The following is a 16,030-nucleotide window of genomic DNA, read 5'->3' as shown; positions in this document are numbered from 1 at the left end:
CAGAATCGGTTTTTTGCGGAAAATGGGGCAGCTGTACAATCTATCATTTGAAATGATAGATTGTACAGTGCAATTCCATCACACTTCCTCTTCCGCGTACTCCTCACTAACGGCCGATTCGGCTTCAGCGGTTAATACAAAACGCGCTAATGATTTTGCAGTCGGATGTTTAAAGAACGTGCTGATCCTCATATCAATGCCAAACGTTTTGTTAATGGAATGGACAGCTTGCATCGCTTTCAGCGAATTCCCCCCCTTGTCGAAGAAATGGCAGGAAATACCCATCCGCTCTGTTCCGAGTACGTCCTCCAAGATGGAAATGATGCGCTGTTCGACATAGTTTCTTGGCGCTTCGTACTCTGCTTCAGTTCCTGCGCTTCTGTCCGGCTCAGGCAGGGCTTTTCTGTCCACTTTCCCGTTTTTGGTGAGCGGCAGCTTGTCCATTTTCACGAAATAGGCGGGGATCATGTAATCCGGAAGCTTTTCACCTAAAAATCCTTTCAGCTCATCAAGAGAAATCTCGCGATTTGCCGTGATATAGGCGCAAATGTACGGGCGGCTTTCTTCGTCTTCCCTGACGGTGACGATCGTCTCATTGATGTCTTCATGCATCTCCAGCCGGCTTTCGATTTCGCCAAGTTCGATCCTGAAGCCGCGGATTTTCACCTGGTGGTCGATTCGGCCGATGAATTCGATGTTGCCGTCAGGCAGCCATTTCGCTAAATCGCCCGTCTTGTACAGCCTTTCTCCCGGAATGAACGGATGCGGGATGAATTTTTCCGCCGTCAGTTCCTCGCGGTTTAAATATCCTTTGCTTAAACCGTCGCCTGCGATGCACAGCTCTCCGGGAACCCCGATCGGAAGGATCTTGCCGGCTTCGTCCATGATCAAAACCGACGTATTCGCCAGCGGGCTGCCGATCGGAATCGTTTCCGCCTCATCGTCTATCTCGTTGATGAAATAATATGTCGCATATACCGTGCTTTCTGTCGGGCCGTAAACATGAATCAATTTATCCCGGCCGACATGATTCAGCACTTTTCTTACATGCGGTATCGACGCTCTTTCCCCGCCGAAGAGGATTTTCCGCAGCTTGGCAAGGCAGCCGATATTGATGTCGGCGAGCGTATTGAACAGCGCCGTCGTAATGAACATCACACTGACTTGTTCTTTTTTTATCACTTCGGCCAGCTCATGTGTATTCAAGACCGTCTCTTTTTCGATCAGGACGAGTGAGGCTCCGTTTAATAAAGCGCCGAAGATGTCGAACACCGATCCGTCAAACGAATAATTGGACAGTTGGAGAATGACATCGTTTCCTGTGATGTCGATATAATTGGTATTTTTAACGACTCTTGCCGCACTGTAATGCGGGATGACCACTCCTTTTGGCGTTCCGGTTGAGCCGGACGTGTAGACGATGTACGCTGTATCGCTTGAGCGATTCACACGCGGAAGATTCTCTTCACTTAGTAAGTGCAACTCGTCCGAACACAAATCAACGGTTTTTATATCAAAAGGTTTAAGAAGCGAATCTGTTGTTACTAACAATGCCGCACCGCTATTTTTCAACATATAATCGATTCTGTCCCTAGGCGTTTCAGGATCGATCGGCAAATATGTGCCGCCCGCTTTTAAAATCCCGATGATGCCGATGATCATCTCGAAGGAGCGGTCCGCGATGATCGCGGCAATCGAGCCTCTGCCGATCCCTTTTTCTCTGAGGAGCCTCGCGGTTTGGTTTGCTTTCTCATTCAGCTCTCTGTAGGTCATGCGCTGAGCACCGAACACAAGAGCCGTCTGGTCAGGCGTCTTCATGGCCTGTTCCTCAAAGAGCTCATGAAGCGGCTTGTCTTTCGGGTAACCCGTTTTTGTATCGTTGAATGTGTGTAAAATCCTGTGTTGTTCTTCTTTTGACACAAGGTTGATGTCTCGTAATGTTTGTGTCTCATCTTCCGCCACTTGTTCTGCGACGGTAATGATATGCTTTTCTAATGTTTCGATGATGGTGTTGTCATACACATTTTCGTTAAATGTCAATTTGAGCTTCAGCTGCTCATCTTCTAAAACGCCGGTCAGATTAAAATCATAGTTGGTCCGTTCTTTTCCATGAACACCTTCCAGTTCAAAACCGGTTTCCCCGGATTGGCTTCTGAACAGCTCTTCATCAAACGCATAATTTTGAAAGGCCATGACATGAGTGATCAGCTCTCTTTTTATTTCACTCAGTTCCTGAATTTCCGATAAATTCATATAGCTGTATCGATTGCTTTCGATAGACTCGGCTTGTGTTTTCTTTAACACCTCTTTAAAGCTTCTTGCGCCTTCAAAGCTGATCCGTGTCGGTATTGTATGAATAAACAAGCCGACCATCTCTTCGATGCCGTCAACAGGAGCCTCCCGTCCCGAGACGACGGTTCCGAATACGACTTCATCGGTATTGTTGTATTTTGCCAGAATCATGCCCCAAATTCCTTGAAGAACCGTATTGATGGTGACATGATGCTGCTTGGCGATCCGGGTGATTTTCGTTGTCAGTTCTTTTGAAAACGATATGACTTTTTCTTTGCCGCAATATTCTTCTGACGTTGCGCCGCGATTGAACGCCGGAAGTTCAGACCGCGACTCATACCCTTTTAGATAATCCTTCCAGTATGCCGCCGCTTCTTCTTGATCTTGTTTTTCCAGCCATTTGATATAGTCTCCATACGGCTTCGGCTCTTTTAATCGGCGGGATTCGCCCTTCATTATTTTTCCATATAGACTGAACAGCTCGCTCAAAACAATACCCAGACACCAGCCGTCCAGGAGGATGTGGTGATGACTCCAAATGAGCCGATACGATTCATCACTCATTTTGATCAAACAAACCCTCATGAGGGCTTCACTGCTCAGATCAAAGCCTTTTTCTTGATCTTCTTTTAAATATGTTTCTATGAACCTATGCTGCCGCGTTCGATTTTCGCCTGTCAGATCTATTGATGTGAAAGGTGTTTTCCGGTCTCTAGCTATAATCTGTCTCGGTTCGGCTGTGATTTCATATTCAAAAGACGCCCTTAAGATTTCATGCCTCTTCACGATTTCGTGAAAGCTTTCTTCTAAAATGTCCGGATGGACACGTCCTTTTAATTTGATGACAATTTGCTGGAAGTATGCCCCTGATGTCTGATCCATAGCGTTATGAAATAGCATTCCTTTTTGCATATTGGCCAGTGGATAGATCTTTTCGATTTGAAACGCGCTGTACTTATCTTTAATACGCTCCAGCTCTTCAAGACCAAGCGAGACATCGCCATAATCGGAAGGCGTCATGTCCGATCCTTCTTTATCAACGCAATGATCGACGATCTTTTCCAGGTTTTCTTTGAATGATTGATTGAGTTGTTCGATTGTGCTTGTTTGGTATTGGTCCTGGTTGAACGTCGTATAGATTGTCAATTCGCCGTTTAAAGAGATCGCATTCATTTCGATGGCGCAGTGCCTTACGATTTTTCCGCCGATGCTTTCTCCCGGTGAAAATGGCGACTGGGAAAATACTTTTCTATTCATGTCATTGTTCATTTCTCCAAAATAGTTAAAAGAAAGCGGAGCCTGTGTTTGTATTTTCTGAAGCTCTTCTGTCATGTATTTTAAAACACCGTAGCCGATCCCTTTATTCGGTATTTTTCTCAACGCTTCTTTGACCATTTTGATATTTTGCGATATTTCTTTTTCTTCTCCCAAATCGATAAAGACCGGATAAACCGTCGTAAACCAGCCGATCGTTCTCGTGATGTCAACACCGTCTAAGATGTCCTCCCTGCCGTGCCCTTCCATCATGACCTTCAATTTGTTTTCGCCGGTGATATCCCTGACTGCGGCGATTAATGCCGTCAGCAAAATATCGTTGATTTCCGTGTTGTAGGCTTTGTTTGCGTTTCGCAAAAGTTTCGCTGTCATGTCTGGGCCGATTCTGATGCTCAAAGTCGCGCTGTGTTCAAACGTGTCTCGTTCAAGCTTTTCAGCAGGAATAAATGGAACATCCGCTTCCAGGGCCTTTTGCCAATACTCCCTTTCCTTTAACAGCCTGCGGCTTTGGGCATACTTCTTCAATTGACGGGCGAACTCTTGGTATGAATCCGTTTTATATCCGATGTCGAGAGGTTCACCTTTCAATGCCTGAAGGTACAATGTTTCAAAATCCTCGAACAAAATTCTCCACGATACGCCGTCAACGACAAGATGATGGATCGCAATGAGCAGGTGATCGCCCTCATCAGCCCGGAAGATGCCGAGATGAACGAGTTTTCCTTTTCTAATCGATGATTTTTTTTGAATGCCTGTCGCCAGCTCAAACACCTTTTCCGCTTGACTGTCAAAGCCTCTTACATCATAAACATCCAGGTCGAACAAGTTTTCACGATAGCCTCTGTTGTATTGAATAATGTCTCCGTCTTTTTCTTCATAGATCATCCTTAACGCGTCATGCTGCTCCAGTATTTTATTGAATGCTGTTCTGACGATGTTTTCGTCATAGCCGTCTTTTCTAAAGAGCATAAATGACTGGTTGAAGTGGTCAAGCTCCTCTTTGTTGTTCGCAAAATATCTCTTTTGGATAGGAAGCAGTTCCGTCTCACCTGTAACGGGTTTGTTATGTTTGCGATGTCTTGTTTCTTCTGTAATAAATCGGCTGAGATCTTTTATTTTCGGATTGGCGAACAGCGCCTTCATCTCAAGTTTCAGGTTCATCTTTGCCAGCCTGGATACGATCTGGAGCGCCTTGATCGAGTCTCCCCCTGCCGCAAAGAAATGGTGACTGATCCCGATGTCCTCGGCACCGAGAATCTCTCTCCAGACTTGCACGAGTTTTCGTTCGATTTCATTTCGGGGCGGATCGTACCGGGTTCCTTCCATGACATTTACATTGCCGTCCGCCTCAGGCAGTGCGCTTCTGTCCACTTTACCGCTTGGGGTGCGCGGGAGCCTGTCAAGCTTCACAAAATAGGACGGAATCATATAATCAGGCATTTCCCTTTCAAGAAATTGTCGTACATCAGCTGCAGGCAATTCCTTGTCAGAGGCGATATAGGCGCATAAATAGCTGTTGCCGTTTTGATCCTTTCCTGCGATCACTGCCGCTTCTTTGATTTTCTCATGTGTCAAGAGCTGCTGTTCCACTTCGCCGAGCTCTATGCGATAGCCGCGGATTTTCACTTGATGATCGGCTCGTCCTAAAAACTCAATCTGTCCATCCGGAAGCCACATCGCCAAATCTCCGGTTTTGTACATTTTTTTGCCTGGCTCAAATGGATGGTCGACAAACTTTTCCGCCGTAAGCTCAGGTCTGTTTACATACCCCCTGGCAACCCCTTCACCTGCTATACATAGTTCTCCGGCAATCCCAACCGGCAGAGGGCGGAGTTCTTTGTCCACAATATAGATGCTTGTATTGAGAAGCGGTCTGCCGATCGGAATGGACGGTGTTTGCGGCACTTTTCCATATTCTATTTTGTATGAAGCAGCATCCACACAGCACTCTGTCGGACCGTATACATTCGTGATATTGCATGACAGATTCGGGAATTTATGAAATAGGCCGCCTATGACATCAGGTGTTAATGCATCTCCGCCGACAATCAATTCCTTCAGACAGAATTCGAGCTCCGATTTGTCCAAATAAGCCAGCATGTTTAAATGAGCAGGCGTCATGTCCGATACATGGATGTTGTTTTTCGAATAATACTCAATTAAACTCATGGCATCCCAGGCTGTCTCGCGCGGGACGATGCAAAGGGTATGCCCGAAGAGAAGCGCTGCGAATATTTGTTTGACAGAGGCATCAAATATATAAGGTGCAACCAGCGCTACATTTAAATGAGCATCGAGATGCTGATAAATTCTTTCATTTAATCCATGAACAAGATTGTTCACACTATGATGCTCGATCATGACGCCTTTCGGTTTTCCAGTGGATCCTGATGTATAGATGACATATGCCAAATGCTGCGGCTTGATGTCATGTTTAAGGTTTTCCACGTGGTCATTTTGTCCGGTTTGATCAATCCGGATGATGTCTCCGGCATATGCTTCACCCGGGTCCACATCGCCTGCCGCGCATAATACGCTGACATCGCTGTCTTTTAACATGTAGCTTATTCTTTCCTGCGGATACGCCGGATCGATTGGCAGATAGGCGCCGCCAGCTTTCAAAATACCCATCATACCGACGATCATTTCGATTGACCGTTCTGTGAGAATCCCTGCTATCACATCAGGGCCTACTCCTTTTTGACGCAAGGTGAAAGCCAGGCTGTTCGCCCTTTCATTCAGCTCCCTGTAAGAAATCGTTTCATCCCCGAAGACAACCGCCGGATGATCAGGCGTTTTTTCCGCCTGCTTTTCAAACAGCTCCGGTATCGTCATCTCTTTGCAGAACACACCGTCTGTTCGGTTAAAATCATACAGAACCCGATGTCTTTCATCCTTTGTCAGGACATCTATCTGATTGATGGCAACGTCCGGATGATCCGCCGCTTGTTCCAACAGGCTGATCAGGTGTTCAGATAATCTTTCCATTCTTTCCTTGTTGAATAGCGACGTCGAATACTCAACTTCCAATTTTAATCCGTCTGCCGCTTCACTCGCAGTCACTGTGATGTCAAACTTGGAAATGCCGCGCTTGATGTCCACCAGCCTGCTTCTCAGCCCCTCTGCTTCAAACGGCTTCAAGTCTGTGTCATGGTACACGAGCATCGTATCAAAGAGCGGGTTTCGGGCCATGTCGCGTTTGATGTTTACTTTTTCGACAAGCTCTTCAAACGGATAATCCTGGTTTTCATAAGCTTGAAGCGTGTTTTCTTTTACCTCTTGCAAATAATGTCTGAACGTCTTTTTCCCTTCCGGATGGTTTCTGATCGCCAATGTATTGACAAACATGCCGATGAGATGTTGAATATCCTCATGATTTCTCCCTGCAGCCGGGGTCCCGACGATGATATCTTCCTGACCTGTATATTTGGAAAGCAGTGCTGTATAACCGGCCAACAGAAGCATGTACATCGTAACGCCGTTTTCTTTCGCCATATGCTGAAGCTTGCGGAATGTTTCACTTTCGATTGCTGCAGTGACGGTGTCACCTTCAGAGCTTTTCGTCAGCGGCCTTTTATGATCTGTCGGGAGATCAAGGACCGGGATATCGCCTTTATACGTCTTCAGCCAGTATTCTTCCTGTCTTTTCAGCTCATCGCTGCGGGCATGGCTATTTTCCCATTCTGCGTAATCTTTATATTGAATATCGGACGGCTCCAGTGATTTCCCTTCATACAGCGCTCCCAGCTCTTGAACGAAGATGTCGGTGGACACGCCATCGGAAATGATATGGTGCATATCGAACATCAGCAAGTGCTCACGTTCATTCACTTTGACGACCTCCGCCCTTAAAAGCGGTGCTTTTTCCAAATGAAACGGCTTGATGAAGCTTTTGATTTTTTCTTCAGCGCTTTCTTTGCCGATGTCACTGTATGCGACTTGAAAATCGATCTCGTGTTCAATCTGCTGCATCACCTCACCGTCGATCATGACAAATGAAGTTCGAAATGATTCATGTCTTTTGATCATGTTTTTTAATGTATTCTCAAATCGGCGGATATCAAAATCGCCTTCGAGCGTCATGGCAAAAGGCATGTTATATGCAACATGACTGCCTGCTTGAGAAAGGATATAGAGCCTTTTTTGCGCTGAAGACAATCGGTAATATGGTTTTTCTTCCGTTTTTCCTATCGATGTAAAAACACTTTCCTTCGCCGCACCGATATATTCCCTCAGCCCTTTAATCGTCGGGGTTTCGAATATTTGTCTTAAAGGCAGCTTGACATTCAGTTCTTTATGAATGGTTGATACTAAAGCGGCGGCTTTTAGCGAATGCCCGCCGGCTTCAAAGAAATGGCTGTTGATCCCGATTTTATTGATTCCTAAAGCCTCTTCCCATATGGAAACAAGTTTTTCTTCCACCTGATCCCGCGGCGCTTCATAGCGGCGATCCATTGCGGCGCTCCGTTCCGGAACCGGAAGGCTTTTCTTATCCACTTTTCCATTCACGGTAAGCGGCAGCCCGTCAAGCTGGACAAAGTGCTGAGGAATCATATAATCCGGAAGGCTTTTCTTTAAAAACGCTCTGATTTTCTCCGGTTCGACTTCCTTTTTAACCGTTACATATGCGCAAAGATACGGGTCATGATCTCCGTCATCTCTTGCGATGACCGCCGCTTCTTCAATTTTTTCATATTTAAGCAGCTGGTTCTCGATCTCGCCGGGTTCGATCCGATAGCCGCGAATCTTAACCTGCTGGTCAACCCGTCCCAAAAACTGAATGTTTCCATCCGGCAGCATTTTGGCAAGATCACCTGTACGGTACATTCTTTCCCCGGGTACAAACGGATTTTCGATGAATTTTTCCCGAGTCAATTCCGGTCTGTTGACATACCCGCGGGCCAGCCCTTCCCCGGCGATACAGAGCTCGCCGCTCGCTCCGAGCGGACAAAGCTGCAGGTCTTTGTTCAATATATACACTTTGACGTTTTCGATCGGTTTGCCGATCGGTATATTTTGATACGATTTGTCTATTGGAAAACTTGTAGCAACGACTGTATTCTCCGTCGGTCCGTAATTGTTAACGATTTGATAGCTTTTTTCTTTAAAGACGTTTAATTTATCTCCGCCTGTTAACAGCGTTCTTAACGAATGATTGTCAAGCGCTGTAAATTGTTCGCAGACTGGTGTCGGCAAAAAGCTGATCGTAATATGATGATCATGAAAATACCGGTTCAGCTTTTCAACATCCAGCCTTGTCTCCTGATTGAGGACATGAACGGTGGCTCCCGCTGTTATATAAGGGAACAGCTCCCAGACAAAAGCGTCGAAGCTGATGCTCGCATAAATCGAGCTGTTGTCGTTTTGTCCGACTTCAAAACAGGATTGATGCCAGCTGCACAAGTTGATCAATGATTGATGTTCGATCATCACGCCTTTTGGCTTTCCCGTTGAACCCGACGTATAGATGACATATGCAAGGTCGCCGCTTTGATTGACATTGTCAATGTCTGACCGATCCTGCCCGGCAATCCTCTCATCATCCATATGAATCAACTCGATCGATTCCGCCGTAAGCTCCTCGGCAAGCGGAACGTCAGAGATGATGACTTTGACTTCACTGTCAAAAGCCATGTATTTCATCCGCTCCAGAGGATACTCAGGATCAATCGGTAAATAGGCGCCGCCTGCTTTTAGCACACCGAGAATCGCTGCGATCATATCGGACGAACGCTCCATCATGATCCCGACGAACGTATCCGGCTTGACACCTTTTTCTCGCAACAGCCTTGCCGCTTGATTTGCTTTTTCATTCAACTGTCGGTACGTCAGTTTTTGATTTTCAAAAACAACTGCAGTGTGATCTGGTATTCGTTTTGCCTGTTCCTCAAACAGCTGGTGGATTGCTTTTCCTTTTGGATATGCCGTCTTTGTATCGTTAAAGGACTCTAAAAGTATCCGTTTTTCTTGACGGGATATCATGTCGATTTGATGTAAAGCAACATCAAGGTTTTCTGAAACTTCCTCTAAAATCCTGAAATAATCTTCCGCTATCTTTTGAATCGTCTCTACCTTGAAGAGACTTGTCGAATATTCAATATTCAATACGATCTTTTCTTCAAAATCCAACACATTAAAGATCATGTCAAATTTTGCATTGTCCAGTTCAAAGATGATCGGACTTAGCTTGACATCGCCTTTCTGTTTGGTAAACATTCTGGCATCTTCCAGAACAAACATTGTGTCGAATAAAGGATTGCGGTTAGACTCCCGTACACCATTGAGTTTGCGGATCAAATCATCAAACGGATACTCGGAATTGTCAAAGGCCGCTATCGTACGCTCTTTCGTCTGCTGCAAAAATTCTTTAAAACTGTTGGAAGTATCAACCTCGTTCCGCAAAGCAAGTGTATTAACAAAAACGCCGAATACATCTTGCAGATCAGGATGCAGCCTTCCCGCAGCAGCGGTTCCGACAACGATATCTGTTTGATTTGTATATTTATTTAAAAGCACATAATATGCGCTCAGCATCACCGTATAAAGAGTTGTTCCGGTATGTTTCGCCAGCTTCCTTATATGATCTGACAGTTCCCGCTCCATGTCCAAAAACACGCTGCTTCCTTCAAACGTGTCAATATGATGACGTTTATAGTCATAAGGAAAGTCCAGCTTTGACGGTATATCGCGATAAACGTCAAGCCAATAGGCTTCCTGCTTTTTCATCGCGTCTGATTGATTAAATGTATGATTCCATTCCACATAATCTTTATATTGCACATTTACTTCCGGCAATGGCACATTGCTGTAAAGTTCCAATATTTCATTCATCAGGATGCCTTGAGAAACCCCGTCACTGATGATGTGGTGGAAATTTAAGACCAGTATATGCCTCATATCGTCGATTTTGATAAGCTTGGCCCTCATAAGAGGCGGCCGGCTTAAATCAAAGGGCTTGATGGATTCTTTACAGTACGTGCTTGTGATCTCCATTAAAGCACGCTGATCTGTAATCGAAGCGTCTAAGCACTCGTATTCCAGGCGGAAGTCGACATTCTCATAAATTTTTTGGATGAGTTCATTGTTTTGGATTTCAAACCCGGTTCGCAATATTTCATGTCTTTGCAAAAATGTCTTCAATGCGTTTTCGAGCTGTATGGCGTTGATCCGGCCTTCGACAAGAAGGGCCATCGGAATATGGTAAGCTCCCCTTTCATTTTCCAGCATCGACAGCATATACATTCTTTGTTGGGCAGGGGAAGTCGGATAATACTCTTTTTCGCGAGCCTTTTGAATCGGATGTTCCATATCGCTTTCTTCTCTGTTTTTCAAATAGTGGTCCAAAGCGATGATTGTATCATTTTTAAAGATTTCGCTGATCGGCATCTCAACATTCATTCGTTTGTTGATTTCCGTGATGATGGATATCGCTTTGAGTGAATCTCCGCCGATTTCATAATAGCTGACATCGAGATTGATGCTGTCTAGGCCAAATATATCTTTCCAAATCTCCAGAAGCATGGCTTGTGTTTCATTCTCCGGCAGCATCGATCCGCCTCGTTGACCTTCATCTGCGGTATGCTGTTCAGCCAAGTCATGGAGCGTGCGTTTATCGACTTTTCCGTTTACAGTTAACGGGATTTCGTCAATTTGTACGAATTTCGCAGGAATCATATAGTCAGGCAGCGTTTTTTGCAAAAATTCCTTTACATCTAATTGGCTGATCGCGTTCTTGGCTACAACAAAAGCGTATAAGTTTTTGATTCCGTCCGGACTTGTATAATCAATAACCAATGCCTTCGTAATCTCCTGATGGCTTACGAGAGTATTTTCAATTTCCCCCATTTCCACTCTGTAGCCTCTGATCTTCACCTGGCTGTCTTTTCTTCCGAGAAACTCTACATAACCGTCCTCTTTCAAGACGCCGTAGTCACCCGTTTTATAGATGTAACCTAATTCCTGATGCTGGATAAATGAATGATCCGTTTTTTCTTGATCATGAATATACCCGCTTGCTACCCCCGCTCCGCCTATATACAGCTCTCCTTCGACACCGACGGGACATAATTGTTTATTCTGGTTCAATACGTATATTTTTTGATTGGCCAGCGGTTTTCCATAAGGAATGCTTTTCCAGTCTTCCTCTACTTTTTGAATCGGATAGTAGATCGACCAGATGGATCCTTCTGTTGCGCCTCCCAAACTAATCACTTCTGCGTTTTTAAACGTCTTCTTTATGGTTGCAGGCAACTGAAGCGGTATCCAGTCTCCGCTTAGCAGGATGAGTCTGAGATGATGATTGAGTTCGTTGTCCGGGTATACATCGGCCGTCATTCCCATAATCGCCGGAACAGAATTCCAAATTGTAATCCGTTCTTTTTCGACTGTCTCTTTCAGACTGAATACATCCCTTTGGTCATCAATGATGACAAGTGACGCCCCGCTGCTTAAAGCGCCAAACACGTCATAAACAGATAAATCAAAGCACAATGAGGAAATGCCCATCATGTTATCTTGTTCTGTGACGCTGAATTTTTCATTGATATCGAGAATGGTATTCGCTGCGGCACCATGCGTAATCTGAACGCCTTTTGGCTTGCCTGTGCTTCCTGACGTAAAGATGACATATGCCATGTCATCCAAATCGACTTTTCGGTCAACCGGCGCTTTTGAGAAGCGCTCGATATGTTCTTTGTCATACACGTCATGGCTGATGAAGAATTTGCAATTGCTTTTTGATTGGATATACGCCTTTCTTTCTTCCGGATAATCCGGATCGAGAGGGATATAAGCTGCTCCAGTCTTCAATACAGCCAATAAATTGACAATCGTCCCCAGGCTTCTTTTGCCGATGACACCGATATAGTCGCCCTTTTCAACCCCTTTTCCAATGAGAAATCTTGCGACCTGGTTGGATTTTTCGTCAAGCTCCTGATAGGTCATCACCTCATCATGATGCTTGAGTGCTATTCTGTCAGGTCCATGTTTAACCTGGCCGGTAAACAATTCGTGCAAAGGCTCGGTATCGAAAGATTGATCTGTGTCATTATAGGCGCTGATCATTTGGCGGCTTTTTTCATTCATTTGGATGGTTGAAACGTCCTCGCCGGATACGGCTTTCTGGATGACAGCGATATACTGGTCAAACATCGATTCAATTACTTCATGTTCAAAAATTTGCTCCACATAGTCCCATGTAATATAAAGGCCGCCGTTTATTTCATAAACTTGGTTGTCAATATATACTTGCGACGTTCTCGTGCTAAAGAAATGAATGTTGTCAAAATCGACAAGACTGTCAAATGAGTCGTCGGGATTTTCACTCAGCACGCTTGTGAATATGATCGGCATGACAGCTTTTTTATTCATGCCATTCTTTTTGGCAATGTTTCTGATCACATCAACCCCGTCATAATGTCTGTGTTCCAGTGCTTCCAAAAGCGTGTCCTGAACATTTAAAGCAAATCTCCAGAAAGAGCTCATGTTTTCTTCGGCATGGATATCCAGCAGCATTAAAGAGGTAAAATCTCCGATCATGTTCTTGACATCCGGATGAAACGGGATTCTGTTAAATACGGTTAAATTGATAGCAAAATGATTTTGCCGGCTCCAATAAGCTAATATATAGGCATATGCAGCACAAAGGACGGAAGTCGGCGTGAGATGATGATGCCGGGCTTTCTTTTTTAATTCATTCCATGTATGTCCATCCAAAAACGTTGAAAACTTCTTGAACGAAGGTTTCGCTACATGAGCTGGATCAGATTTAAGAGGCAGCTCAGGCGCACTTGGAAAATGATCCAGTTTATCCAGCCAATATTGTTGATCTTTTTGATATCTGCTTGTTTGCTTAAAATTGATTGAGGCCAAAACATAATCTCTGAAGCTGTATTCTAGTGAAGGCAGTTGGAGGCCGGGGTTTTCATATAGTTGTTTAAACTCTCTGATTAATCGTTTCATACTGCTGTCATCGCAAATGAGCGGGTCCACATTGAGGAAAAAATATTTTTTCTCTCCAGGCAGCATAAACGTTTTGAGTTCAAACAAAGGCCATACACTTGGATCAATGATTTTTGATGTCATCTTCTCCCGCTGTTCTAAAATTCTGGCGTTGATTTCTTCTTCTGTGAAACCTCTTAAATCCTGAGTTTCGATCGTATAACGTTGTGTTGCTTCGAGAATTTTTTGCGTTCCGTTTTCAAATACGATCGTGCGGAGAATCGGATGCCTGTCAATCAGTTTTTGCAGTGTCAGCTGAAATCGATTCAAATCGACATCAGCCTCAAATTCGACAGTTAAATTCGTAGCGACTCCGCCGATTTCAAACGTCTCATCCCTGCCAACCAAATAAGCCAGCTGAATGCCTGTAAGCGGGAATGTTTCATGGATATTTTCCGGATCGGCAGCACTTGTCACGAAGCCGTCTCCCTTGTCTTCTTCTTGATTAGCTTCGATAAAAGCACTCAATTCCTTTATGGTCGCAAGCTTAAATAGCTGATGCAGCGGAATTTCAACATTCATTTTTTCCTTTATTTTTGCGATGAGCTCCATCGCATGCAATGAATGTCCGCCCATTTGTGCAAAATGATCATGAATGCCCGCTTTTTCAACGTGCAAAACATCCTGCCAAACAGCTGCCAGCTTTTCTTCCGTTTCATTTCGCGGCGCTTCATATTCGTTTTCCGCCCCCGCCGTTCTGTCCGGCTCAGGCAGGGCTTTTCTGTCGACTTTCCCGTTTTTGGTGAGCGGCAGCTTGTCCAATTTGACAAAATATGCGGGAATCATGTATTCCGGAAGCTTTTCACCTAAAAATCCTTTCAGCTCATCAAGGGAAATCTCGCGATTCGCCGTGATATAGGCGCAAATGTACGGGCGGCTTTCTTCGTCTTCCCTGACGGTGACGATCGTCTCATTGATGTCTTCATGCATCTCCAGCCGGCTTTCGATTTCGCCAAGTTCGATCCTGAAGCCGCGGATTTTCACCTGGTGGTCGATCCGGCCGATGAATTCGATGTTGCCGTCAGGCAGCCATTTCGCTAAATCGCCCGTCTTGTACAGCCTTTCTCCCGGAATGAACGGATGCGGGATGAATTTTTCCGCCGTCAGTTCCTCGCGGTTTAAATATCCTTTGCTTAAGCCATCGCCCGCGATGCACAGCTCGCCGGGAACCCCGATCGGCAGGAGCTCGCCGGCTTCATCCATGATCAAGACCGACGTATTCGCCAGCGGGCTGCCGATCGGAATCGTTTCCGCCTCATCGTCTATCTCGTTGATGAAATAATATGTCGCATATACCGTGCTTTCCGTCGGGCCGTAAACATGAATCAATTTATCCCGGCCGACATGATTCAGCACTTTTCTTACATGCGGTATCGACGCTCTTTCCCCGCCGAAGAGGATTTTTCGTAAATTCGACAGACAGTCGACATGAATGTCGGCAATCATGTTGAACAGTGCCGTCGTAATGAACATCACGCTGACCTTCTCCTCGTTGATAGCGCTTCCAAGTCTATTGATGTTCAATAGCGCTTCCTTCTCAATCATGACCAGCGACGCTCCGTTTAATAAAGCGCCGAAGATGTCGAACACCGATCCGTCAAACGAATAGTTGGAAAGCTGGAGGATCACGTCGTCTTCTGTGATATCGATATAATTGGTATTTTGAACGACCCTTATGACACTGTAGTGCGGGGTGATGACGCCTTTTGGCGTTCCCGTAGAACCTGATGTGTAGATGATATAGGCGGTATCGCCGGAATCATTGACAGAACTGAGCGGTTCTTTACTGAATCCGTCTGAAGCCCCTTTGTCCAGCTGAACGATGTCGGCCTCACAATCGATTCCGTCTGCCGCTTTTCCTTGCGTTAGCAGCACCGCGGCTTTCGTGTCGCTGAGCATGAAGGCAATTCTGTCTTTCGGCGTTTCAGGGTCGATCGGCAGATACGCACCTCCCGCTTTTAAAATACCGATGATGCCGATGATCATTTCAAAGGAGCGGTCCGCGATGATCGCGGCAATCGAGCCTCTGCCGACCCCTTTTTCCCTGAGAAGTCTCGCGGTTTGGTTTGCTTTCTCATTCAGCTCTCTGTAGGTCATGCGCTGAGCACCGAACACAAGAGCCGTATGGTCAGGCGTCTTCATGGCCTGTTCTTCAAAAAGCTCATGAAGCGTCTTGTTTTTTGGATAATCGGTTTTTGTGTTGTTAAAATGTAGGATCAGTTCTTTTTCATTCTCTGTCATTTTGTGAAATACCCCATTTTCTAATGAATGTTTAGCAACCATATAAAAATTCTCCTTTTTGATAAAATATTCACCATAATATTGGTCTGTAGTTGCTCTTTTACCGATTTTTTATTGAACCTCCGTCTTGTGAAAACAGATTATCAAAAATAATCATTATTTTCCATGGGAATATTGTTTAATAATGGTTAATTTTTTATGAATTGGATATTTTATATTTTAC

At 45.0% G+C, this 16,030-nt stretch carries 1 protein-coding gene; it reads right to left on the bottom strand.

The annotated features are described in order from the left end of the window. Positions 1-78 precede the first annotated feature (78 nt). Positions 79-15,849: a bacitracin non-ribosomal peptide synthetase BacA gene (gene bacA / locus ACVC9U_RS06650; RefSeq protein ID WP_441390344.1), complete on the bottom strand. Its 15,771-nt coding sequence runs from the start codon at positions 15,847-15,849 to the stop codon at positions 79-81. Between the last annotated feature and the right edge of the window lie 181 nt (positions 15,850-16,030).

This window comes from Bacillus sp. GM2 (genome assembly GCF_056155945.1).
Note: the sequence above shows the minus strand (reverse complement) of the source record. Positions and strands in the feature narration are given on the sequence as shown.